Source organism: Shewanella sp. 0m-8 (assembly GCF_052977265.1).
The window spans coordinates 18,774-43,313 of sequence record NZ_JBRIMB010000040.1; the positions used below are offsets into that span (position 1 = coordinate 18,774).

23 protein-coding genes are annotated in these 24,540 nt (G+C 44.1%); 13 read left to right on the plus strand and 10 right to left on the minus strand.

Annotated features, from left to right (window positions below):
- Positions 1 to 127 precede the first annotated feature (127 nt).
- A complete protein-coding gene (locus ACVBIO_RS16355; RefSeq protein ID WP_447160535.1) occupies positions 128 to 403 on the plus strand; it encodes a putative quinol monooxygenase in 276 nt (91 codons plus the stop codon).
- A gap of 117 nt (positions 404 to 520) precedes the next feature.
- Here the strand turns inward: ACVBIO_RS16355 and ACVBIO_RS16360 are convergent, their stop codons facing one another.
- Positions 521 to 952, minus strand: coding sequence for a DUF4156 domain-containing protein (locus tag ACVBIO_RS16360; protein WP_447160536.1), 432 nt, complete (start codon positions 950 to 952; stop codon positions 521 to 523).
- A gap of 121 nt (positions 953 to 1,073) precedes the next feature.
- Entirely contained in the window at positions 1,074 to 2,108 is a 1,035-nt protein-coding gene (locus tag ACVBIO_RS16365; RefSeq protein WP_447173012.1) for an alpha/beta hydrolase, read from the minus strand.
- A gap of 212 nt (positions 2,109 to 2,320) precedes the next feature.
- Here ACVBIO_RS16365 and ACVBIO_RS16370 point away from each other — a divergent pair, with 212 nt between their 5' ends.
- Entirely contained in the window at positions 2,321 to 2,818 is a 498-nt protein-coding gene (locus tag ACVBIO_RS16370; RefSeq protein ID WP_447169245.1) for a type II secretion system protein, read from the plus strand.
- Between the two features lie 230 nt (positions 2,819 to 3,048).
- On the opposite strand, the gene nrfA is transcribed toward ACVBIO_RS16370, so the two are convergent.
- Positions 3,049 to 4,434, minus strand: a complete 1,386-nt coding sequence (gene nrfA / locus ACVBIO_RS16375) for an ammonia-forming cytochrome c nitrite reductase (RefSeq protein ID WP_447160538.1) — start codon at positions 4,432 to 4,434, stop codon at positions 3,049 to 3,051.
- Between the two features lie 367 nt (positions 4,435 to 4,801).
- Between nrfA and ACVBIO_RS16380 the strand changes: the two genes are divergently transcribed.
- The gene (locus ACVBIO_RS16380; protein WP_447160539.1) at positions 4,802 to 5,239 is read left to right on the plus strand and encodes a hypothetical protein; all 438 of its coding nucleotides are present in this window, start codon (positions 4,802 to 4,804) and stop codon (positions 5,237 to 5,239) included.
- 89 nt (positions 5,240 to 5,328) lie between these two features.
- Here the strand turns inward: ACVBIO_RS16380 and ACVBIO_RS16385 are convergent, their stop codons facing one another.
- The gene (locus ACVBIO_RS16385; RefSeq protein ID WP_447173000.1) at positions 5,329 to 5,676 is read right to left on the minus strand and encodes a RidA family protein; all 348 of its coding nucleotides are present in this window, start codon (positions 5,674 to 5,676) and stop codon (positions 5,329 to 5,331) included.
- A 192-nt stretch (positions 5,677 to 5,868) separates the two neighbouring features.
- Here ACVBIO_RS16385 and ACVBIO_RS16390 point away from each other — a divergent pair, with 192 nt between their 5' ends.
- Complete coding sequence (locus ACVBIO_RS16390; RefSeq protein WP_447173001.1) at positions 5,869 to 6,366, plus strand: hypothetical protein; 498 nt, start codon at positions 5,869 to 5,871, stop codon at positions 6,364 to 6,366.
- A gap of 99 nt (positions 6,367 to 6,465) precedes the next feature.
- Here the strand turns inward: ACVBIO_RS16390 and ACVBIO_RS16395 are convergent, their stop codons facing one another.
- The 5 genes from ACVBIO_RS16395 to ACVBIO_RS16415 all read right to left on the minus strand — a co-directional run bounded on the left by ACVBIO_RS16395 (position 6,466) and on the right by ACVBIO_RS16415 (position 13,513).
- Positions 6,466 to 7,206: a TorD/DmsD family molecular chaperone gene (locus ACVBIO_RS16395; protein WP_447173002.1), complete on the minus strand. Its 741-nt coding sequence runs from the start codon at positions 7,204 to 7,206 to the stop codon at positions 6,466 to 6,468.
- Between the two features lie 87 nt (positions 7,207 to 7,293).
- Entirely contained in the window at positions 7,294 to 7,959 is a 666-nt protein-coding gene (locus ACVBIO_RS16400) for a DMSO/selenate family reductase complex B subunit (RefSeq protein WP_447160543.1), read from the minus strand.
- A gap of 14 nt (positions 7,960 to 7,973) precedes the next feature.
- Positions 7,974 to 10,505 (minus strand): DMSO/selenate family reductase complex A subunit, encoded by a 2,532-nt coding sequence (locus ACVBIO_RS16405; RefSeq protein WP_447160544.1) that lies wholly within the window; start codon positions 10,503 to 10,505, stop codon positions 7,974 to 7,976.
- A 39-nt stretch (positions 10,506 to 10,544) separates the two neighbouring features.
- Entirely contained in the window at positions 10,545 to 12,569 is a 2,025-nt protein-coding gene (locus tag ACVBIO_RS16410; RefSeq protein ID WP_447173003.1) for an MtrB/PioB family decaheme-associated outer membrane protein, read from the minus strand.
- A gap of 17 nt (positions 12,570 to 12,586) precedes the next feature.
- On the minus strand, positions 12,587 to 13,513 hold the full coding sequence (locus tag ACVBIO_RS16415; protein WP_447160546.1) for a DmsE family decaheme c-type cytochrome: 927 nt from the start codon (positions 13,511 to 13,513) through the stop codon (positions 12,587 to 12,589).
- A gap of 738 nt (positions 13,514 to 14,251) precedes the next feature.
- Between ACVBIO_RS16415 and ACVBIO_RS16420 the strand changes: the two genes are divergently transcribed.
- Entirely contained in the window at positions 14,252 to 14,665 is a 414-nt protein-coding gene (locus ACVBIO_RS16420; protein WP_447173013.1) for a methyltransferase family protein, read from the plus strand.
- Positions 14,666 to 14,958: 293 nt separating this feature from the next.
- On the opposite strand, the gene ACVBIO_RS16425 is transcribed toward ACVBIO_RS16420, so the two are convergent.
- Positions 14,959 to 16,383: a DUF1176 domain-containing protein gene (locus tag ACVBIO_RS16425; RefSeq protein WP_447173004.1), complete on the minus strand. Its 1,425-nt coding sequence runs from the start codon at positions 16,381 to 16,383 to the stop codon at positions 14,959 to 14,961.
- 255 nt (positions 16,384 to 16,638) lie between these two features.
- On the opposite strand from ACVBIO_RS16425, the gene ACVBIO_RS16430 reads away from it, so the two are divergent.
- The 8 genes from ACVBIO_RS16430 to ACVBIO_RS16465 form a co-directional block, all read left to right on the plus strand.
- On the plus strand, positions 16,639 to 17,034 hold the full coding sequence (locus tag ACVBIO_RS16430) for a ribosomal maturation YjgA family protein (RefSeq protein ID WP_447160548.1): 396 nt from the start codon (positions 16,639 to 16,641) through the stop codon (positions 17,032 to 17,034).
- A 561-nt stretch (positions 17,035 to 17,595) separates the two neighbouring features.
- Positions 17,596 to 18,279: a hypothetical protein gene (locus tag ACVBIO_RS16435; RefSeq protein ID WP_447173005.1), complete on the plus strand. Its 684-nt coding sequence runs from the start codon at positions 17,596 to 17,598 to the stop codon at positions 18,277 to 18,279.
- Positions 18,280 to 18,334: 55 nt separating this feature from the next.
- Entirely contained in the window at positions 18,335 to 20,437 is a 2,103-nt protein-coding gene (locus ACVBIO_RS16440; RefSeq protein WP_447173006.1) for a BRCT domain-containing protein, read from the plus strand.
- Positions 20,438 to 20,551: 114 nt separating this feature from the next.
- Entirely contained in the window at positions 20,552 to 20,875 is a 324-nt protein-coding gene (locus ACVBIO_RS16445; RefSeq protein WP_447173007.1) for a YceK/YidQ family lipoprotein, read from the plus strand.
- A 45-nt stretch (positions 20,876 to 20,920) separates the two neighbouring features.
- The gene (locus tag ACVBIO_RS16450) at positions 20,921 to 21,796 is read left to right on the plus strand and encodes a hypothetical protein (RefSeq protein ID WP_447173008.1); all 876 of its coding nucleotides are present in this window, start codon (positions 20,921 to 20,923) and stop codon (positions 21,794 to 21,796) included.
- A 30-nt stretch (positions 21,797 to 21,826) separates the two neighbouring features.
- The gene (locus tag ACVBIO_RS16455) at positions 21,827 to 22,855 is read left to right on the plus strand and encodes a PA3715 family protein (RefSeq protein WP_447173009.1); all 1,029 of its coding nucleotides are present in this window, start codon (positions 21,827 to 21,829) and stop codon (positions 22,853 to 22,855) included.
- Positions 22,845 to 23,774, plus strand: coding sequence for a PA3715 family protein (locus ACVBIO_RS16460; RefSeq protein ID WP_447173010.1), 930 nt, complete (start codon positions 22,845 to 22,847; stop codon positions 23,772 to 23,774). The genes ACVBIO_RS16455 and ACVBIO_RS16460 overlap by 11 nt, the downstream gene beginning before the upstream one ends.
- Before the next feature lie 403 nt (positions 23,775 to 24,177).
- The coding region (locus ACVBIO_RS16465) for a tetratricopeptide repeat protein (protein WP_447173011.1) at positions 24,178 to 24,540 on the plus strand (363 nt) is incomplete at its 3' end.

The following is a 24,540-nucleotide window of genomic DNA, read 5'->3' on the forward strand; positions in this document are numbered from 1 at the left end:
AATAAGTTCGTTAAAACGGCAGCTATAACACCCATCATCAAAAAACGCAGCTCACTATAAGCTGCGTTTTTTGATGTAATGTTCAATTTAACAGTAATGGGTAAACGACAATAGATAGGGACTTGTCATGTCAAAGGTGATCTTAAAAGGGTTTATTTTAGTTCCACAGCCCGAGCTTGCAGCAATTAAAAATGAGCTCGTTAATCATAAGCGGTTGACCCTAAAGGAGGAAGGCTGCCTTCTATTTGAAGTGACACAAAGCAGGGACAACCGCTGCCGATTTGATGTCCATGAAGAGTTTGTCGATAAGTGCTCATTCGAGCATCATCAAGCAAGAGTCAGGTCATCATATTGGGGTAAGCTTACGGTCAATGTAGAGCGTCATTACCAAATTTTTGAGTAAGCTATTGTTAAAACCCCACCCTCACAGTGCCACTACGATCGTGGAAATGTTGAACAGCACGATAAATGGCTGAGAGATGAACTTGCAACGTTTACAAGTTCATATAAAGATACGTGCTTATTTGGCTTTGCCCTTCTCCGTAATAGGTTGATCAGCTTGCTTATCAGTTTGTGTATCTGTGATTGGTAACTGACTCAGGGCATTCGTCTCAGCCAGCTTTGACTCACACTGATAGGCATTAGCCATCATGGTTACAGAGCCCATAAAGCCTAACGGTTCGTAGAGATAAATAGTGTCAGCACCAAGCTTGGCAGCCTTAATACGCATTTCATTTAATGTGCCCCACACCATATCTTTATCGGCATGTAGCCAATAATCATAAAAATGACCTTGAGAACCAATTACAGTGCCTTTATGAGCGCAGCCAAGTAACGCATCAGTGTCATCCCACAATACTTTTACAGTGTTAGATTCATCCGTTGGAAAGGTAATACAAGCGGTAAGGCTTGAGCACATCAGTGCGATGGCGGCCAGTTTTACAAGTTTCATGGTTTACAGTCAAAATTAAAAGGGAGGCGATAATATAGACTTTACTTCCTTAAGGGAATCCCCCTTCGATGACATTTTTATACAAGGTGATCTTGCTAACAAGAGCGCTTTACTCTCCGGCTTAGCGCAAGTTATCTAACCACTGCTTGATAACGGGTCTAACGGCAGGGTTAACAACGACGCCCATATGAGTCACATCATTTAGCAAGATGACTTCAGCGCGAGTGTACTTTGAGATCTCCGGCTCAAACTGCTCGGCAAAAAATGCTTCATCCGCCGTGCCAACCACGACTAATAATGGCTGCGTTATCGAACTGAGCTCTTTCTTATAGTTACCCGGTGCATAAGCGGTATTAAGGCGATGGGTGTATGACAAGGTTTCAGTTCCGTTACGGACCTCTTGTGGCATATTGAAATCAATCGCTGTTAAGTAATCCAATCCATGAATGCCGACATTATTTAACATACTTAGCCCAGCAATTCGTAAGGTATAAGGGAGTGCCCAACCACCAGAGTTAGGCCGCATACTTGGCGCGTTATACTTAAGATAAGGAGACAGTAAAATATAGCCATCGGCTTGCTTACCATAGCGACTTCCACCAAAGCGAATCGCGAGCCCACCTCCGGATGAATGTCCTGCCACAATGAGTGTACAGTCAGGATTATCCCTCTTAATGACCTCAATCAGATCGGCTAAGTCATCTTCAAATTGACCAATGTAATCAACATCTCCCCGCCTTCTTGGGGCTTGCCCATGGCCTCGAAGATCTGGCGTGTATACCTGGGCAATGCCTTCACCACTTATAAAGTTAGCTAAGGGAAACAGATACTGACTATGCCAGCCAGAACCATGCAAAAGAATAATGATCTTGTCAGATTGAGCTCGGTAATGACGATACGGTAATCGCTCACCATCTCTTGCTTGATAGGTTTTTAGCTTTGGCGGTTCAGCCTTGGTGGTAGCCGACTTATCAAAGGATAATTGCTCGAAAGCGGGCTCATCGGAAGCTAACCCATCAAACGCTAGCTCATCGAAAGACAGGGTGCTTTTAGGCACGGCTTGCTTGATCCACTTGCCCAAAATAATGCAGAGTAAGGCGATGGCAAAATACATCACAACGGAAATGAATATGAAGTTTACAATATTTAACAACACCGCCTCCATCTATCCTCCAAGCTTCTCAGCTAATTCATCGAAATAACAATAAAACCAACTATTAGAATGTAGTACACAAAGGTAATTTTCTCCCATGGACGCTAATCTCAAAAACCAAGTTCACTTTTACGTCATATACTTAATCAAATATGGGTTTGAAACATTAAGAGCGCCTAAAAATCGAGTTTAGCACTTACAAAAGTGAGACATAGATGAAGCACAGTACCGTTAACGGATTTACCCTCATTGAATTAGTTGTCGTAATCATCATTCTTGGCATACTCAGTGTCATTGCCCTTCCAAAATTTATCTCTTTTGAAGATGAATCTCGTGATACGGTGATGCAACAAGCTCTGGCCTCAGTTAAAAGCGCCATCAGTCTTGTTCGAGCCAAAGGCAGCGTAGCTTCAGCCAAGGACTGCAAATCTAGCAATAGCCAAGTGCGATCTTTTAAGTCAGTAGAAATCAATAATGTGCAAATCTGCGTCGACCCAAAACAAGGGTATCCCTATTTCGATCTATTTCGCTACGGAACAAATTCAGACCAAATCAATGCCATATTGGATTTAGATAATAACTTTGATCAGGTTTGGTGGTCTGGAGGGTTTTACTTATACCCTAAAGGGATCACTGACGATCAATCTATCAATTGCTATATTTTTTACGACTTTGAAACTAAGACAACTGAAATGGTAAACACTGATTGCTAGATATTCGAAGAAGACAATGGCCTCTCCACTCCCCTCTAAAGCTCACGTTGATTGTGTATAAGGCTTGCACAACCAAAGAGTCATACACACGCTGCAGATAAACCTGTTGACGCGATAAGTATGCCACTGTGACTTATATTAATATGGTTAATCACAACACAAAAAAATCCGGGAAGTTGGCTCCCGGATTTTTGAGACTGTAACTCATTTTGTGTAACGGCAGTTAAAGACTATTCACCGCCATTGGTTGCCTTGTATTCGGCTTCCCACTTAGGCACGACTTTCTCGATAAAGATGGCTTTGTCAGCATTCATCTTATCCATATCCATACCCAAGAAAGCCTGCGCTTTCGCTTCGGTCGAAATATCTGGAATAACAACAGCGGTCTTAACACCTTGAGCGGCTAATACTTTTGCAAGCTTACCGCGGGCTTCAGAGGTTTTAACTAATGAGGTCTCTAAGATTCGAAGACCCTCTTCAGGCGCATGAGCGGCAATACCATGAGAGGCAATAGCAAAATCCCAGCGCCACTGAGCATGACGGATATCGGTTAACGCCGCGGCCATTTGCTGCTCTGTCGCTCCCGCTTTCCAGGCTGCTTCAGCCTCAAAATGCGCTTTTACTAACTCCCCTTCAGCCTTAAGCTTAAGGGTATTAACCTTGTCTTTATTGGCCTGTACTAGCCCTTGTAATTGATCTTTGGTTTGTTCGTGACAATTTGCACAGGTAAATTCAAATTTATCAAACGGATTACCAACATTATGGTCGGTGTATTCCTTACCCTCTGCATCGGTTATCCGTGGCATATGACAATCAGTACAAGAGACGCCCATCTCACCATGAATTCCCTTTGCAGTAGTCTCATAGCCTGGATGTTGAGCTTTTAACATGGGTGCTTTAGATAGTTGATGGGTCCAGTCTTTAAATTTCAGCTTGTCATAGTAAGCTTCCATCTCTTCAACAGAGGTACCATCATCCCAAGGAAATTTTACCCAATTTGGTTGTTCGGCTGTTTTTTCAAAGTAGTACTCCACATGGCACTGGCCGCAGACCATATTTTGTTTTTCGCTCTTCTCTGCCTTATCAAATGGTGTGCCTATTGCAGCGAATGCGCGTTCGGCAAAGGGTCGTGCGATTCTCAACTTAGAAGTTCCCGGCTTATGACAGTCGGCGCAACCTAATACATTAACAATTTCAGGGCCACCTTTAGCCCATTTACCCTTAAAGTACTCAGCCTCCCCCTCACCTTCAATCAATCGGGGGACATCAGGGCTTTTACAGCTCCAGCATGCCATCGGCATAGGGCCTTCATCCGCTTTCATCGGAGCTCCGGTTCTTAATGTGCTCCTGATATCTGTAATCACATACTGGTGCCCTCTAGGTGCGTTGTAATCCTTGGAGAAACCATAACCCGCCCAAAGGATAACCAAGTTAGGATCGGCAGCTAATGCATTGGTAACCTCTTTACTCTCAGCCGTTTTTTGCCAGCTTTGATATTGCTTAGGAAAGCGCTTCTCGTACTGGGCATTATCTGCAGGATTCGTTTTTGCCACCACAGCGCTGCTTAACATTCCAATGCAAACTCCTGCGATCAAGGAAACTTTGTATGCTTTCATAGGGTATCCATCCATTATGTAAGGCTATTTAGATATATAAAATGTAGTCGCTGGAACCACGTTGTCAAAAGCTACAGCAAATTAATTTCCTTTTTATTATCAACGAAGATGTTGAAAGAAGTGCGATGAACGACACTCTTAAAAATAGCGTGAATTACCACTGTTATTTTGTATTTAAATTAGCAATGTCTGTTTAGCAAAAAGTGAAGCTCAAGTTAGGCTTTATTAAAGCTGAAATTAAACCTGCTCTTTCAATGTCTTTATATAGAATTAACACAGAGTCGTTACTGAGAGTGAAGTGAGTAAAGCGGGTTAAAGTTGAGCTAAAGTTGAGTTAAGTCGATTAAATCTGCTTAAGGAGCTAGCGTTGAAAATTGATATTTCTGGCAAACAAACCATCTCCATTTTTCAGCTGACAGCGGTTTTTAGCATGTTGTTTGCTTTGGTTGGGTTTAGTTATAACGTCTGGCGCATGGAGATCACTGAGTACAATAGTAATGTGCGTTCAGCCAGTTTTGAACTGCTGCTACAGCTTTCAGAGTTGGAATCTATCGTGTATGCGGCTCATTACGATAAAGATATAACTTTAGGTAATCCGCGAAAAGGCTGGGTAAAAGTCAATTTGATTGCCGATTTAAGCATGATAACGGAGCCAGAGCTCAGTGTTGCAGCCGAGGAGCTCAAATTCAGTTGGCAAGCAAATTGGCAGCAGTTAGCCGATGATGAAGCGAGTGCCCAAGCGGTAATAACCCAAATAGACGATACGCGCGCGCGAGTACGACAACTGCTCAAACAGTTAGAATAACGGCTAGAAATAGCAACTAACCGCTTGTCTTCACAGGTTAGCCGAACAAGTTGTATCGAAAACACCCATGTAAGGCTAACGCCTGTTAACTACTTAACTGACGCAACAAAGGCAATTTCAAGCAAGTAACTTGGATCGGCCAGTTCTACTTTTAAACATGCGCGACTCGGGGCGCAGCCTTCTGGTAACCATGCTTGCCATGCCTGATTAAAGACAGCGACGTTAGCAAAATCTGTCACATAAATCGTCACTGATAACAGACGAGACTTGTCACTGCCAATACTGGCTAATGTTGCTTCAGCTTGAGCAAAGACCTGCTGAGTTTGACTCAACATATCGCCTTCGACATCGGCTGCTATCTCAACAAAATGTGCCATGTTATTGAACACGGTAGCATCAGACCAATTTGCACATGGGTTAACTCGTTGAATATCCATTTTGAACCTATAAAAACTTCAGCGTAATAGTCGGCAGATTTTAGCAGAAATAAGCCTCAAACCTAGTAAATTTACCTCCTTAAGCCGATTCTGCTGCACCAAGCACATCTGGCTATTAAGCAAAATGCTAAACTAACCACTTAGCTTGATTTCGCCTCGACTTTGAGGCTGTTGATACGAGATTTTGATTAAATGACGTTAAGACGCTCTTTGGGTCAACAATGGAGCAAATCCATTCTTGCCCACCGCTTAGCACTCACACTGCAAAAATCAGATAAAGTTGTGCAGCTATTTGGCGGCGCCACCTCTCTTAGCACTGTGACCAACACTATTTCAGCATTGGTTTTTATCGAAGGCGAACCAGTATGGTTGCCTCCAATGGAGAGCAATGAACAAAGCCCACTCGCTAATGAGCTTGCTCTGCACTGTTTGTTTACAGCCAGCCGCTTGTTATTTGTCAAAGAGATTGAGCAAAGTGAATTAAGCCAATCGGAACATTTAGTGTTAACTATCGGCTACCAATGGAGTCAGTCATTATTCAATAGTGAACCTGCTAGCCAAGCTCTCGATGCACCACTGAATGATGACGCTAAGCAGCTTTGCCAGCTACTACAGACGATTAATTCTCAGCTGGAAAAAGTGCGTAATGAAAAGCGTCAGTCGAGTCGCAATATGGGCGGTTACCGCTAAGGCTTTATGCCCAGTCGCGCCCACAATAAAGCGTTATAAAGAAAAGCCCGTAAATCAAATTTACGGGCTTTTATTATTTAAAGTGTCACACTCAATGCATTAACGAAATAGTCGCTTATCCAGTGCTAATACTTGAAAATCTTGTTGTAGTTGCAGCAAGAAGTCCGTGGTTAACAATGCAAGCCCGCGATAGAAATCGGTTTTCGCATGAGTATTCGCAAGCTCACAGCAACGAAACGCCCAAGGCAATAAGTGCTGTTGTAATAGCACCTGAGTAAAACGAATTAGTGCTTGGTTATCGGCTTCAACCTGTAAACGGCCAAAGGTTTGATCAAGTACAGCGAAGAACAAACCAATGTGATCAATTGGCTGCTTAACATCTAATTGCAGCTCAACACCATTAACACGATAAAAATCCATCAGCTCAACCGTGGTTCTATCGTTAATCAATTGCTCTTCACTCAGGTAAACTGAGCCTTGCGGCACAGCTGTCGGCTCGCCTGGTCCGAAGAATAACTGACCATAATCAAGTTGTAAGGTAATTAATGCCTTGTCTAATTCAGCCGCTTCAGCATCAGTTGACCAAGCTTGTAAAAAACCACCGAGCAGTTCACGACCTGCGCGATTCTCTGTTCGATGACTAAACTCAGGCCAGCTGCCAGCCACATCGCACTCTTTTAGGCCATTGATAAAATCGGCTTCCGGGTAGCGAATAAGGCTGTGATGCAATATTCGCGCTAAACCTTGATACTCAACAAAATCAATGTTGCTTAAACATGATTGAGTAAGCGGTGATTGAGTTAGCGGTGATGGTGTTAACGGCTGCGTTTTTGAAGACATAATTTACCTTACAAGTTAAGCGGGCCTTGCAGCCCGCTCTGCTTGTGATCATTAAATACTAATGCGTGATAGCTTAAATAACTGAAATTATACTTCAGTTGGGTTAAGGATATCGCCGCTTTGTCCGCCATTCACGTTAGCCTTAATAATCAGGTTTGGTGAAGTAATAGACTCTGGTGGTAATGGAGCAATGTGGCCATCGCCGTTACCATACTTAGCGCGTAAGTTATCCATAGTGTCAAAGTCTAGTGCACGTAGCGGGCAAGACTCAACACATACAGGCTTACGGCCTTCAGCGATACGCTCGAAACAGCCATCACACTTGGTCATGACTTTACGTTCACGGTCGATTTGTGGCGCATCGTATGGACATGCACGAGCACAGCTCTCACAACCGATACATAAGTCTTGTGCAACATGTACTAGACCATCTTCACGGCGTTTATGCATCGCGCCTGTTGGGCACGCCTTAACACACACAGGTTCAGAGCAGTGGTTACAGCCAATCGACATGTAGTAAGCAAATACACTTTGCTCGAAACAGCCATTTTGGCCTTCAGTCCATTGTCCACCACCGTATTCGTACACGCGGCGCCACGTTACGCCATTTAATGCCGGTACGCCATTTTGTTCAGGGTTAGTATTGTTACGGATCTCGTTACCTTGACGGTCTTTACAAGATACATGGCACGCTTTACAGCCAGTACACTTAGTGCTGTCGACGTAAAAACCGTATTGAGTTGCTTCAGTCATAATTAACTACTCTCTTAAATCTTTTTAATGGCAACACGAATAGTGTGCTGTGGGTTACCTTTAGCGACAGGGCTAGGCTGGTAGCGAGTTAACGAGTTAATTGCGCCGCCTTCGTCAACGATATGGCCAGTGCTGCCTCTCTTGTTGCCTGGGTTGTACCAAGCACCTTGTCCTAGGGCAAATACACCTGGAGCAACACGTGGTGTGATACGTACAGTCACTTCAATTGAACCACGCTCGTTGTACATCTCAATCTTGTCGCCAGAGCTTAAACCGTGCTTAGCGCCATCCATTGGGTTAACCCAAACAGCGTCTTCTACCGCTTCACGTAACCAAGGCACGTTATGGTAGCTAGAATGTGTACGGCCCTTAGTGTGGTAACCCGCTAGCTGAATTGGGTAATCTTCTTTAGTGCCTTCATCTTCATAACCGTCCCACGTTACTGTGTACTGTGGAATAGCAGTGATGGTGTCGCCTCTTACGAAATCCTGCTGGCCTTGCTGTTCAGCTGTGCCGTTTTGATCCCAGTTAGCTGCGCGCCATGCAAGTTCGGCAGAGTAGATTTCAATCTTGCCACTTGGCGTTGAAAGCGCTTTGCCGTCTTTAATAAAGTCTTGCAGTGCAACGTGGTTGTCGTTCATGTTCTTACGGAAGAAGCCAATTTTTTGTGCTTCTTTGTAAGTTGCTGGGAACGCAGGAGAAACACCGATGTTGGTGCTGCTTGCTTTAGTCGTTTGATAAAGCTCTTCTAACCACTCATCTTCGTTTTTGCCGGCTCTAAAGCCTGCGCCAACGCCCATTTTGTCTGCGATCATCGCTGCAGCTTCGTACATAGACTTACAATCCCACATTGTCTCAACAGAAGAAGACATTGCAGTTAGGTAACCTAATGAGCCAGAAGCGTATGAATCGTTAACTAAGTCGTTTGATTCTAACCAGCTTGTATCAGGTAGGATGATGTCAGCAAACTTGGCGCCTGGCGTCATCCAGCAATCACAAGACACGATAAATAGATCTTCTGCATTACGGAAGATTTCAGCGGTATTGTTGATTTCAGCGTGCTGGTTTAATAACGAGCTATCTGATGCAGACAGGATGAACTTAATGTTCGCGCCGAGTGGCGTATCTAAACCGTCAGTACCGCGGATACCATGGCTACGAGCTGTCATGGTCTCGCCGTTGTTAATCGCTTCAGACCAAGTGAAGAAAGAGATGCTTTCTTTAACTGGGTTGCTACCCGTTGGAATACCTGCACGAGACATGCTGCTCATGTATGGTAGTTCACCGTTTGATGCACCACGTGTACCTAGCTTACCGGTTAGCACAGATAGCATGTATAGAGAACGCATGCTTTGCTCGCCGTTTGCTTGGCGGTTAACGCCTGCGCCCACAACAATGTAAGGTGCTTTAGCTGTCATTAGCTTGCCAGCGATGTAGCGGATTTTCTCTGCAGAAATACCACAGATTTTTTCAGCCCATTCAGGTGTTTTAGCATCAGTATAAATACCTTGACCTAGAATGTAGTCTTGGTAGTTTTCATCTGAGTTCATCACCTTAGCGTATTCTTGGTCAGTGGCATCGCTGCTCGCTGCAAAAATCGCTTTTTGATCTTCAATTGACTGCTTGTTGAAACCAACAGAGTGCTCAAGTACAAACGGTAGAGATTGTCCCGCAAAGTTAGCGTGGTTGATCATCACATAAGCAACCGCTTCAGCGAATGCAGCGTCAGTACCTGGACGAATTGGTAACCAGCTTGACTCTTTACCTAGCATAGAGTCGGTGTAGCGAGGATCGATCATCACGACTTCTAGGCCGTTGTTCTTTTGTAGTGCTTGTAGGTAATCGTAACCTTCACCCGAACCCGACTGACGGATTTCGCTTGGGTTGTAAGCAACGCCTAGGAAAAAGTCACTGTCTTCGATAGTGATGGTTGAAGAACCGCTAGTACTACCGGTACCGAAGGTGTGCTTCGCCGCTTCCATCTGCTGCGCCCACGAATAGTTACCGTAAGCATTTAGGCAGCCACCGTTTAAGTTAAATAAACGGTTGAAACAGGCATTTGATGCAAAACCATAGTAAGCACCAGAACCGTAGCTACGAAATACTGACTTAGCGCCGTTTTCTTGTGCGTAAACTGCTGACAGTTTTTCAGCGATAATGCTAGTGGCTTCGTCCCAGCTAATAGGTACGAATTCAGCCTTACCACGCTCGCCAACACGCTTCATCGGTGTTTTTAGGCGGTCAACAGCGTAGTTTCTTTGACGTAGTGAACGACCACGAGCACAAGCGCGAACTTGATGAAGACCATATTTATCTTCAACTTCGTGGTCAGTTTCAACGCGCGTCACGATACCGTCTTTAGTAAAGACCTTAATTGGACAGTTAGAACCACAGTTAACTAGGCATGATGACCAGTTAACCACTTCATCTGTCACAGGTGGTTGTGGCGGGATCACGTTGGCATCATCAGAGCTAGAATTACAGCCGGTAACTGTTGCAGCGCAGCCCAGCGCAGCACTCATTTTTAAGAAACTTCTACGTTCCATAATCTTGTTTTCCTCAAACTTATTAATGACTGACTCGACTTATTTCAGCTTGTAGCTGAAGGTCAACATCAGTTGATGGGCGTTGTAATTGTGGTTCAGGTCACCCAAGGTCACTAAACCTGGGATGCTGCCTTGGGTAACATTGGCACTGTCGGTATCAAAATAGCGTTCAAACTGGTAAGCCAGCTTGACTGCCATCTGCTCTGAAATCAGGTATTGACCATATAAGCTCACACTGTGGTTATATGAGTAATAACTGCCATAGCTATTGATGTTAGTGCTATCTGTGTTGTAGCCATTAACACCGGTATTGCTCGATGAATTAGCAAATAGGTAGTCTGTACCTAAAATTAATCTGCCATCCATTAACCCGGTATAAGTGGCACCTAGTCCTAAGTTAATGAATTCATCATTTATCTCAGTGTGCCAAATTGATGCTTGGTCGCCGCTTTGATCTGAGTCAATCCACTGCTGTCCTGCAAATGCATACACAGATAGAGGTTGAGAGATCTGCGCATGAACGTTCATGTCATAACCGTAATCTTTAGCCTGAGTCAGGCCGATTACTGTTGCGTCATAGTCATCGTTGGCGTAGTAAGTGCTAACATCAAAAGTTAACCACTCAAGCGGCGCATAGCTTGCTCTGGCATTAACTTCGCTGCGCTTGCGATCGGCAAGGTTGTACTTGCGCATTAACGATTCAGTCTCGTCACTCGTTAACTCGTTCGCTTGGTAGTCACTACCGCCGCGTTGGCCATAGCTCACACCAAAATCAAGCGTAAGCTTGTCAATCGCACGGATGTTTAGCTTGCTCCAAAACTCGTTATCACGGGTTTCTTCACGTTCGCCATAGCTACGTTCAACCTGCTTGTAGTCATAACCGGCTTGTAATCGATAACCACTGGCAATACGGTAACTCGCATTGGTTTTGAAGGTTTGACGCTCAATATCCATTGGCACGTTTTGTTTAAACGCACCAGACATTGAATTGAACTCGTACTGAGCAAAGTCAAACACTGATGAACCGTTATCACGCTTGCTGTAGTCGTAACTCGCGCCTAGACGTAAACGACTATTGATGCGCGTACTTGCCGCTAAATTACTACTCAAAGTATCGACTTGACCGTCCCAGTTTTGGATTGGGTTGCCACTCATCTGTATTAAGTCTTGGTCTTGGATCATACGACCGGTTACCACACGACCAGTGAACACGCTAGACGCTAAACGGTACTGACCTGAAAGTGATACCTGATGTGCTTGGTTGTCTGGTGTGGCGCTGTAGACGTCATAGGCATACGGTAGACTTAAGTCACCCATATGATTGTTATAACGTGAGCCGCTGTAGCTCAGCTCTGACAACCAGTTAGCGCCATCAAGTACAACACCAGCACTGAAGTTATCTGTCGTTTCATCGACAGCTTCAGCAAAGTTTGTTGGACGTGGACTCGTTAGGCTAGCACTGCGATGACCAGTTTTATCTTCACGTTCGAAGCGTGCGTAACTGTTTAGACCTAGCCCCATGACTTCTGAGAAGTCATATTCGAAACCAATGCCGCTACGCTGTCTTTGTAACTCTAAATCCAAAACACGGGTCTGCTCACTCGGAGTCAGCATGCCGTCATTTTGCCAAAGATTAGTACCCGCGTTGCTCGCTTGGTTAGTAGTAATGGTCTGAAAATCCACATCTAGCTTGTAATGACCGCTCTTAGCAGCCTCCATGCTAACAAAGCCGTTATCCATGCCAAGTTGATGAGCTTGAACCTTGGCCTTATAACCACCTTGCTGATAGGCAAGATCGCCGTTTACACCAGCGATAGCACCATCAGTGCCGGTACCAAACTGATTCAAAACATGGTTATCATCAGCATCGATAACACCGACGCTAACACCCACGCTACCAGTGTAACCTTGTGGTTCAACACAGCGTTTGCACTGATAGCTATTGGTTTTGATGTTTGCCGTATTCGCATTTTGAATGCCAAAGTCAGCAGCCATTGCACCACTACATGTGCCTAACAACGCCAGAGTGATCAGGTTTAATGAAAAAGGGTTAATTGAACGCATAATAGTCACTCCTAGACTTAACGGGCAAAGTTGCTGCCAGCAGGATGGTTAGAACCATGGATCTTGCTGTGGCAATTAAGACAACTCTTACCAGCACTGAATGCATCTAGACCCGCCTGACTTGTCATACGGCTCGCATGGCCATCATCGGCGTGACATTGCTGACACAGCTGAGGAGTACGAGACTTAAGTAAGTTGTCATTCACACTGCCGTGCGGTGAGTGACAGCTTGAGCAGTCTTCCATTACAGGCGCGTGCTCCCACAAGAATGGACCACGCTTATCGGCATGACATTCTGCACATGTTTCATTTAAGCTTGGTTTTATCAGGGCGCTTTCTGTCATCGAACCATGAGGGTTGTGACAATCAGTACAGGTCATCTGATCCCACTTCATTGGGTGAGATGAGCGCTTGTTCATATCAGCTTTAGCGCGGGTATGGCATGAGGTACAAGTGTCATTTACCGTTAGGCGGTCAAGTGCAGGATCTTTAGCAGCATGAATATCATGACAGTCACTACAAGCCACTTCTTCTAGGTTGTGAGTACTGTTATGCCATGACATCAACTTAGGGTCGTTATGACACCCTTCACACACACTATTTTGACTTGCTGCTGATAGTTTGCTGTCTGGGCTGAAACTAATCATTGGCTCTTTACCGCCACGATTATGCTTACCAAGTGGGCCGTGACAGGCTTCACACTGGATACCGGCCATAGGCGATTTGCTATTGCTCATGTCACCATGAACGCCATCAAAAATCTCCATGACCTTAGTGTTCTTTTTGTGACACATCAGGCAAGAATCCGCCCCTTTGGGAGAATATTTACCTTCGCTGAATTTCTCTGCTAACTTTTGTTCCAATTGTGCTGAATCAAGCTTATCCCAAGGAGTCGCTTTGGCAGGAACAAGGCTGATAAAAAGAGTGAGTAAACTTGTAGCCATTAATTTGGCCACAAAATTCACTGACTTTATGGTTTTTCTGCTAGACATTAACTTACAGGCCGGTTGTATATCGAAGGGGGTATTTTATTAGTTACAGATATCTGAATTCAAGATTGTGCATATCTACTAATTACTTGAGGCGTAAGGCTTACTTTCTTAAAAATCGTCTACTAGCTCACAGTATAAAAACGCAATCAAAATACACCTTCAAAAACCAATTAACCAACAAATAGATACTATTCAATTAGATATGAATGAAATGAGAATGGTTATCATCACTGACCGTTATTTATTTTGATAAGCATTGTTAACACCCCTGTTTAGGTTAGTGTAATTTTTAGAGCTAGATCACGAAGAGTTTTGTCACGATCCAGTATTCGAGCAGGAATACCCCATAATAAGTACCCGAGTCGTGCAAAAAAACAACAAACCCTCACATAGAAACAGCCTTACTCAGCAGTATTTCATCGGTTTAACACTCAAAAAACCAAAGGTAACAAACTAAACACCTACTCATTATCGGATATAAGGCATTTTAAACTGATGCCGAATGTAACTACGCGACACGTCATTAGCGTTATCAAGACCTATTTATTGATGAGCGTTATTAGCCTATTATTTTGTTAACGTTCAGATTGACTCACAGGACAAGCTTTGCACTTTTTAAACAATCAGTTAAAAAATAAGTTGGAAAACAAGATCCCACCGCCAATCGTCACACTCGTTTTTGCATTCATTATGTGGGCTATTGCACATGTAGGCGTTAGCAGCCCATCAACTGATCCTGCGCTGTTCAACATTAAGCTTATTGCCACCAGCTCCTTGTTACTGCTAGGCCTGTTATCGGCAATTGCAGGCGTGATTAGTTTTAAACGCGCCAAAACGACGGTTAATCCATTAAAACCGGAAACCGCATCAGCATTAGTGACATCAGGTATGTACCGCCTAAGCCGCAATCCCATGTACCTTGGAATGGTATTCGCACTGTGCGCCTGGGCTTGTTACTTAGAATCGATTTGGAGTGTGGCGGGAATTATTGCGTATATGCTGTATATGTATCGCTTTCAAATTCGCCCTGAAGAGAGAGCGCTTAAGAGTCTCTTTGGGCAAGTATTTATCGACTATAAAAGCAGAGTCAGACCCTGGTTGTAATCGCTATAGAGCACTCTATGTAGAGCACTCTATGTAGAGTGCTCGATGTAAACACGACGTTCATCGGTGTTCGCTGGCTCGAAAGTTAAAGCTTGTTTAAGCTGCAACGTCACTTTAAGCCAGAAGAATACTAATACATGAGCGAATACATGAGCGAATATATGAGCCAATACATGAGCGAATATATGAGCCAATACATGAGTCAATACCAGTACGAGTTATTCGGGCGCAAACGGCGGCTTTTATTGTAACGTTAGCCCGCTGGAATACCATTATGGATTTGCTGACAATGACTAAATCAGCGACGCTTTCAATAACTGAAGCTGTTTCAGTCGCTTCTCGGTGAGATCAAGCTTACAGCCAACCATCAGTGGTAACCCCATTGAACCATCGGCTTGAGTCAGTCTAGTCACTTTACACACATCGTTACGATAGGTTAGCCAAGAGTGCTGCGCCTGACTTAATGCTGCCTTTAAGTCATTATCCTTCATTACATATTGAAGACTGCTAATTTCTTCGATGAGTTCAGTGAGCTGCAGTTCTACACTCGCCAGCATTCGCTGTGTGCATCTAACCATCCGTTCAGTGCTATAAGCTTGCTTTGATTGACAATCTATCCCAGCAGCTGGGTCATCGCCCACAATAACAGTGCTCACAGTTGTCGGTAGATACCAAGCGCCACCAGGGGCAATCTCACGACAAGGCCCTGTAGAGTAGGAGTCAGCTAAAATAAAGTCACGACCATTCCACATATAGCGCCTTGCCGAAACGCAGTCGCCGACACCGCGCCCCAACATAAATTCGTTAATCGTGCCGTCAGCGTAATTTATCGCACTATCGGTAATCAACAGAGGTTCGATTTTAGGGTTGTCATCTACAAGCCACACACCTTCACCATAGTTATAGGCTGCAAACCAACAAGGCGTTGTTACCACGAGTTGAGTTTTTGTCAGCCTTGCCACATCAAGCTTTAAGTATCCATTTGCTGAAGGGGCAATATCACATGCTTCAACAGCACGCTTCATCCTTGCTATAAACTCAGGGGTCTTGGCTAAAGCGCGATCGTTATCCGTTGTCAGTGACCTTTGGTCGCCAGCGGGTATAGAGATAACTGGCGCTTGTTTAGGCTCTACAATATTGCTGGTGCGCTGACCTTTTTTGACTATGGCGTAAGGGGTATCGACTAGACCTTGGAAATCATCCATTTTAAGCAACACAGCAGTAGAGCCACTGGTTGATAAATGCCACTCTTTGCCACTGCTGCTAGTAAATGTTATTGAGACGCTACCCTTCATGGTGAGTGCGTTAAGTAATTGGCTAGTTTGCTCTTTTGTAAGTTCTCGCTCGCCGCTAAAACCGACTCCCATCACTTCATAGGCAGGCATTTCTGCCCCTAACTGGCTCTGGTAAACATCGTTAATGTTCAGTGTAATTGTTACATCATGGACTTGAGTCGCATCGATAGCAGTTAAGCTTTCAGCAAATTTTACTTTAGCTTTGATCTGAGTATTCGCGCCCGCTTCTCTTTCGAATATGACCGAAACTGGGGCATTGCCAGTATCTTGATTGTGATAGCCAACCGCACGACAAGTATGGGTATTGTCACAGACGACTTGCCAGTCACCATGCCCAAAACTTAAGCCGTCAACCGCCGACGCCGACGCCGACGCCGACATTAACAATGATAAAATTCCGACAATTTGTATATAACGCTGCATTATAAAAATGATCCCAAAATAACGACTAAATAAAATGGTCTACGATGCAAAATGCATATTTAGCGACAATAAACCTGCTGGAATTGATTTACGCGATTGTTTATCATGCCGTACTCAAAATATACAGCGCCCTGCCTCAATATATGAGTCTCAATATATAAGCACCAAATACAAGTAAAAACCAGAGTTCAAACTTCATATCTAACTGTTTTAACAGGGCATAGTCACACAACCAACAACAAGGCATAAGACAACATGCTCACATTTAAGCCGCAATACTTTGTCTACAGCAACCTATTATTACTGCTATTAATCTTTATAGCCTTGTTTGTTAACGATGGATTCATTCGTCCTTTTATCGGTGATCTGCTGGTTGTTATATGGATGTTTTTGTTACTCGCTTCATTTATTAATCTGTCGCCAATTAAACTATCGGTAAGTGTTTTAATATTGGCTTATAGCATTGAAATAGCACAATACTTTAAACTAGTTAACCTACTTGGTCTCCAAAATAACTCATTTGCTCGAACCGTTATCGGCTCAACATTCGATTGGCTCGACTTTTTGGCCTACAGCTTAGGTTGGCTAGCTATTGTTACTGGACTCGCAATAAAAAATCACATCATACCCATCAAGTCTGAATATCAATAATAGTAACGCCTGAGAATGCGACATAAACAGACTTTGTGAGTCACATCACAAACATCTGACAACTTTAGCGGTTTCCACTCTATAGAGTTGCAATCATAAACGTTCTATCGATAAGCTGCTGTATTTATTATTTAAAACATACAAAGTAGCAATGTTTCATCTGTACAGTCTATTGACGCCGCCATTATTAGGTCAAATAACAACATGCCAAACGCTACCTCCACATTGATGCAAACTCAGCTCGGTAAGTATTTGTTTGTTATGGCTATCCCATTGCTGCAATTTATAGGTCCCAACTTTCTTATTGGTGCCGTTCGAGTCGACCATGAAGGCGTAGGAACGGGCCTATTATTTATCTTTAAATGTCTACTGTGGGTCTTTGGGTTGGTTATTTCCAGCCTGATTTTTTCCAAAATTTATTATAAAACTATCCGCTACGGTCTTGGGGCAAACTTACCTTTAGCAATCTATTTGGTTTACCAATTAAGCCAAATTTACCCCTACCTTTTATCCTAAAACTGCACTCAGCACATACCGCTATAACGAATGCCAAGGAACTGCATGAGTAATATATTCGCGCCAAAAACCACCAGAACGCAAAAAGTGCTGGGGTATTTTTTTATGCTGTTATTAGCCTTGATGATGGTTGCGGTGTTTAGCGATACCTTAGTTAATGATGTGCTGTACGAGCAACTCAGCTTATTTGCTGCAGCGCTATCGCTGCTTTTGTTAATAGCCATGTTTTGGGGATTAAAGCAAAAAAACTCATGGCTAAGAGTCAATCTTGATAATCAGCCTCGTAGCCCTGTAAAGATTATCTTATCTATCATTATCGGCATTCCCATTTTATTACACTTTGCACTCGCTAAAGGCTTACCTGTAGTGCTACATAGTTTTATTGCCGATAAAGCCGTTGTTATTGCCACAATTGATGATAAACGTTTTGGCTATTACAGCCGTACCTGCGATGGGGGATTATACCTTGGAGGTTATCGTTTTTGGGGCAACGATTATATTTGTGGCATTAACAAACAAGATTGGGATAGTTACCAAGCTGGCGACAAGCTCGCGCTATACGGCGATAACTCGCTATTTGGGTTTACCTACCAAAAATACACTCTGCTCACAGATGAGTTATTACAACAGATAATCGCAGAATCAGCCGCCTTAAGAGCACAAACCATAACGGGTAATAAAGGCATGAACCTTGAACAAGCGCGCAAGTTTATTTCTCAAGGTCAATAAAAATAATCAGCCCAACATGAGTGGTTGGGCTAACTCTAAACATAAGAGCAATAAGATGAGCTTCAACAGCACCTTGTACCTTAAAGATAACGACCTGCCGCTGGACAGCATTATTAAGCCAAAGGTAACCAAACTCCACTATCAACTGACTCGTAACCATCCCGAGTGGTCTGCATTGGCACGTGCGTTTCCTAATCTAATTGACTTGGAGCTTTCTCATTCAGGCAATGTTCCCTGCCGAGTACCTGATGCTGCGTTATTTAGCTGCTTTGATAAACTGGAGTGCCTGCGTGGTTTGGGTCTGCACCTATTTCCTAAGAGCGGACACTTAGAAAAAGCTGCAACATTAAGCCACTTAATCCTAGTCAACTCAGAGGGTGAAACACTCCCACCTTGGTTAAAAACGATAAAAAACATCAGTGGATTAACGCTCGTTAGACCCAGCACGGCGTCCCTTGACGATCTTAATGAATTGCCTTTTCTGTCTAACATAAAGCTAGAACTGCATCATTACGACCACCCCTATGACTTGCCTATTCCAAACTTCACGTGTTTGCTTAAGGCTCCCGCCTTACGCCAACTTGAGATCGAATTTAGCCCACAAGCTCAAGATACGGCCTATCTGGCCCCTCTAGCCTGCTTGGTCGATTTACCTCAGCACATAGATCTAAAACTTAATGTTTATAATCGTATCGCACGCAGTGATGAGCTGAACAAGCTACTGGGAATTTTGCAAAATGCAGAGCTGACTGGCGAACAACGACGTCGCTACTGGCTGCTATTGTTGGCAGCCCCTAAACCCAAAAACCTACAATCTGAAAAACTGGATGCTCGCTTCCATCTGACCTTTATGGAAGCCAAGTTCAATCCAGTAAAAATATTAGCACAAGCTTGGCTAGGTAACCGCGCACAAACCGATGCACAGCGCCGACCTTTAGGCTCTGATAGCGTGTTGTTTATCTGTGGAAAAAGCGGTTTTAAGGCGACAGAACTCAAAGAAAAAGCTGCTGAGCTGGGCTTTAGCCTCAGTAAGAAGCTCGATAGCAAGGTGACCCATATTCTATTAGGCAGTAACCCTAAGCAAACCGCTGCCATCGATGTTGACCAGCACTTGATTATCGACGATACGGCACTGAGCCAATGGTTCAGCGCCGATGCGCCTAAGTTTTTGCAACAGACAAGCGCCGCGCCAATGCTGGGCAATGTGCTGAATTTGCTACATTCACCGGACGAAACCAGTCACCTAGTCGCAGCCACTATGCTAGAGCAAGGCGGCATTACATCTGAGATGCAGTTGCCGCTATTTTTAATTCTTAAAACCACCGATAACAAAGCATTGCGCAAGCAAATTCAGACGTTACTTGCAGGTCTCGGCGATAATGTATTCCAACTGGCGGTGCAAGATAGGGTGATGTTTGATGGCAAGATGCGCGAATTGGATAAGCATGGTGACCCAATCGGTGAAGGCGCGGTCTACAAAAAACTCAAAGGTCTAACCAAGCGCTGGGGCAAAGCCTTATGTGACGAGTTTTCATTGCTGTATTTCAACCGCTTCGGCGAAGGGTTGTTGTGGCTATTGAGTCAAAAAGAAGAGTTAGCCCTCCGTCAACAAGCCATTGAAGCTCTGGTTGAGGCAGAGCGGCTGAACTGGCATAAAGGCTGTGGCTTTGAACGTATGTTGACACAAGGCGATGACGAGCATCGAGTTAACTGTCATCTCAAACCACACATCTTTCTATGTCGTGATGTGCTTCATAATGTCACAGTGTCATTGCCAACAAAACTGCCAAGTAAAACACGCATTACAGAGCTGGATCTGCATAACTGCTTACTCGGGGAGTTACCCGCCAATATCGTGCACTATGAAGATGTCACTAAGCTTAATTTACACTTCAATCATTTAAGTTCGCTGCCAGCAACATTAGCCACTCTGAGTAAAATAGAATACTTGGATCTCTCCTATAACCATTTCGATGAATTTCCGGCCGTGCTGTTTAAGCTAACCAAGCTGAAACTACTCGATCTGCGCCACGCTCGCCAACCCGCTGGACGTATATTTAGCTACCACTATGACACAAGCCAAGGTTATCAGCCTATTCGCGCACCACAAGCTTTTCGCGAGGCCTTTCCTGAGTGTGAAATTTTAGAAGATGCATAACCGCAACGAATAGCAACTTAGATTACAACAGTAAACCGATATGGTGGTCCTTAAATGAGATCACCATACTGGCATTTTTAATTCGAGAATAATGAAGTATTTTATGGTTATTGTATGAAAGTAATGTTTGTAACTTTATTGGCGATATTTATCAGCGGTTGCTCAACGGTTGTTTCTAAGATTCCATCTAATAGCGCCATGGGGATACCATACTCCGGCACTAAATATGCGTTGGTTAATACGTTCAATTGTAATTTACTTGTTTTAAAAGAGTCTCCGCCATTACTCATACTTTCAATCCCTCTGTCTGTGGTAGACCTAGGCAGCTCAATGGTGGCCGATACGGTATTATTACCGATAGATTTATTACCTCTCGATAATAATGAAAATTATAAACAGAAAAATAGTGTGTGTACCTTCCATCTTGATTGGCGTTAACGACCGTTACCCTTAATAACCAAGCCTAACTAATAAGAATAAATTATGATCCTAAAAAGACTCACGCCAACCCCGTTGCGAACGATAACATTAACTATTGCTGCGGGTGTACTGTCTGGTTGTAGCCTTATGCCAAACAGCAGTAGCAATGACATCGAGACCCTGATGCTCGACTTAGGCAGCTGTCAGTTCGATGACAATGATCGCAAAGCCATGTATCAAGCGGCAAGTGCAGGTAATCGAATCCCCTTCCCTTTGCTGCTTTGTGAAGGCAAGCGTAGTGAGTCTTTTGATGAGCGTTGGCAAGCCAGTCGCCGCGCTGTTGGTTACCATATTCTTGACAGTCACTTTGAGGACAATGGAACTAGATATGCAGGTTACGGCGCCGCGCTAATCGAGATCAGCATGCCGGACTGGGGCGCCGCATGTCTTGCTCAGGGCTTGAGCGATAAAACTTGTGATCACTTGGTTTATGGCATTAACGCGCCACACATAGAAAAAGTGACCGAAGAGCAGGTACAAAACTTACTTCGCGAGCAAGACAAGCTGGCACAAGTCACCAACATCCCAATTATCAAAGATACGATATTAATGCCGCTTAAACATAACTCTGCAGGTCAGTTAATCGCTAATTGGGTAGAAGATGCTGGCGCACAAAGAGCCAATAAAGCGCTAGCCGATAAACTTGGCGAAGTGGTTAGCAATAACGGTAGGCCATTACCTATCAGCAGTTATAACCTGCAATATGATTTGCTACAGCAGCAAGATTTACCCGCCGAGTATCAAGGCGTGTTCTATTACGCGACGCCGCAATATATCGATTACAGTCCACGCCCTTTACCTGAGTACTCAATTCCACTTAGAAATGGCGTACAGGTACGCGGCTATAAAACCACTATTTATCGCGCCTACCCATATTAATAAGATGGTTAACACAACTAAAGAGTACTTATGAAGCAAACCCCGAAACAACTGTTAATTGTTGCAGCATTTCTGCCGATGATGACCTTTAGTGCCAGTAGCTATGCTCAGGCCAGTCTTGAGCAAGAAAACGGTGAGCAAGAAAACTTTGAACCTGAAAAGAATCAACAGCAAGATTGCAGCTTAAATCAGTTAAGCAGCGTACTCGATTTTGATGCCGCCCTAGTAACCAGAAAGTACGGGCTAAGTTTAGCGATAGACAATACAGTCTGCAGGGTGTTGCCCCATAACAAAGAGCAAGCATTACTGTCTTACTTTCAATACTATCAATCAGATGAAGATGGCTATTTTAGTAATCTGTGGCGAGTACTATTGGTCAATCGCTACAGTAACAAAGTCGAAGCCAGCTATACGGGTGTGATCCAAGAAAGTAGCACTATAAAAAGTCACTCTGACAGTAATAGTATTGATAGCCGCCAATACGCTCTGAGCGAAAATACTCAAGCATTTGGGCTGATCCTCGATCTTGCTAACTACGACACCTCACCACAGGAACAAGCGTACCGCGCATTTAAAACTAGTCGCTTTCTCACCCTGTTTGTACAAGAGGGCGACAAGCTGCGCCCGGTGCTCAAACATCTACCGTTAGATTACGAAATAGAAGCTGCTGATACAGGCGGTAGTAATGGCGGAGTTTACCTGCATTATGGCGTACAAGGCACTGTTGAGCTGTTACCAACCACCAGCCATGGCTACCATGATTTGAAGTTAGTGACTCAGGGGCAGCAGTACCGCACTGACGGTGAATATGACCAAACCGAAGTCATCAGTTTTAGCACTGAGCTTAACTATAATGGCAGCCGCTATCCGGTGATCACCGAGCAGTTACCCGCCCCCGAGTTTTGGCAAATAAACCAAAACCAAGTAAACCAAAACCAAGTAAACCAACTTGGGGTGAACTTTTTAGGCGAGAGCAACGATGAGAGCGATAGCAGCCATGAAAGTGCTTCGCAAACCAATCCAAACAGTAGTCAAGCGGAGACTCGAGATGCCAACTAATAAGCCTTCTTTCACCCCATTCGGCTACAGATTATCCGCTCTATTTAGCACAGCAGTTTTGAGTTGCGCGCTTTTGACTTGCACGCTAGCGTTCTCGCCAGCAAGCTACGCCAAGCAAGCGTGTAGCATTGATGCCCTTGAAGCGATGGAAAATGACAGTGGTTATTTTCAAGGGCTCACAGCAGCAGTGTGTAAGCAGCTACCTCATCAAGAGCAATTTACCATGGGCGCGTATTTACAATGGACTGACGGTAGCTTTGTTGGCGAAAGGCGTTATACGCTGCGCACCGTGATTATGGACACGCAGACTCATGAGATTATCGCCCGTCATACAGCAAGTTTAAGCGAGCGCCCAGGATTAACGATTGTTGCCAATCCCCAAACAGACAATGCTACAGAGAATGCTAATGGTACGCATAGTGCCGACAAGAAAGAGCAAAGCACGCCTGCACTGTGGATTGATACCGCCAACTATAAACTTAACAATGACACACGCGCATTAGGTGTGCGAATGATGGCGCAGCAGCGTCCAGAGGGTTCTGCGCAATATGAGGCCGACTACCTCAGTTTATTTATTCACCAAGGGCATTTTTTAATTCCAGTGGTCAACAACCTGCCTTTATATTATTGGAAAATGTGGCAAGGCGATCCTAAGGCCGAAGATATGACTAATTTCATCATTGAGTCAGGCAAAGGCGCACTGCATATTGAGCCTAAGCAAAACAAAGGCTTTGCCGATTTAAAGCTAATTGTAAAGACCAAGCTATCAGGCGCTTTACCTCAGGCCACAGATACAACACAGAGTCGCACCATTATGACCCGATTACGATTTGATGGTGAGCGCTACTACATTATCGACTCGGAGTTTGGCGACGCGCGAGATTGGCAAAGCACGGAGCAATGGTGGAAGCGTTGGTAGACCTCAGCGCGAGGCCTTGTCGCTTTTTTAACTAAAGCAATCAAGCTGCGCTTGATAAACGTCGTGGCGCTTCGCCCCTTTCTGTTGTTAAGAGTCGAGCCAAGTATATATTAAGAGAATATATATTAAGCCACCCATTATAAATCAACAAGATAATGCTGGTTTTCACGTTTTGATTTCAAGAGGTGATAAATTAGCGGATCACACTTTTATGGGGCGCTAAAAGCGACTAAAAGTACGAATAAGTAGAGCATTTTAAGTGTGTGTCATGGTTTAAGCTCCTAAGGCACTGAAGTTCAATTGAACACACTAACGATAAGCTGCATGTTCAACGTATAAAAGACGACTGAAAATCGTCAAATAAGCCAATTTTGTCAGAGACCTGTGTTGTAAGAGAGTGGATATGAGAGTTTCAATTTTATTAATAGTTTTCTTGTTGGGCGGGTGTGTAAGCTCTGATAGGAGTTCTGAGAGGAGTTCAGACTCTGCCATTGAGTGGCATCGAAAAGCGGCAGAGCAAGGCGTTGCAGAGGCACAATACACACTCGGGACTATGTATGATTATGGGATTGGCATATTGAAGAACAGACAAGCTGCTATTAAATGGTATCGCAAAGCGGCTGAGCAAGGCGTTGCAGACGCGCAATATACACTCGGGACCATATATGATTATGGAATTGATGTACCGCAGAACAGACAAGCTGCTATTAAATGGTATCGCAAAGCGGCTGAGCAAGGCGTTGCAGACGCGCAATATACACTCGGG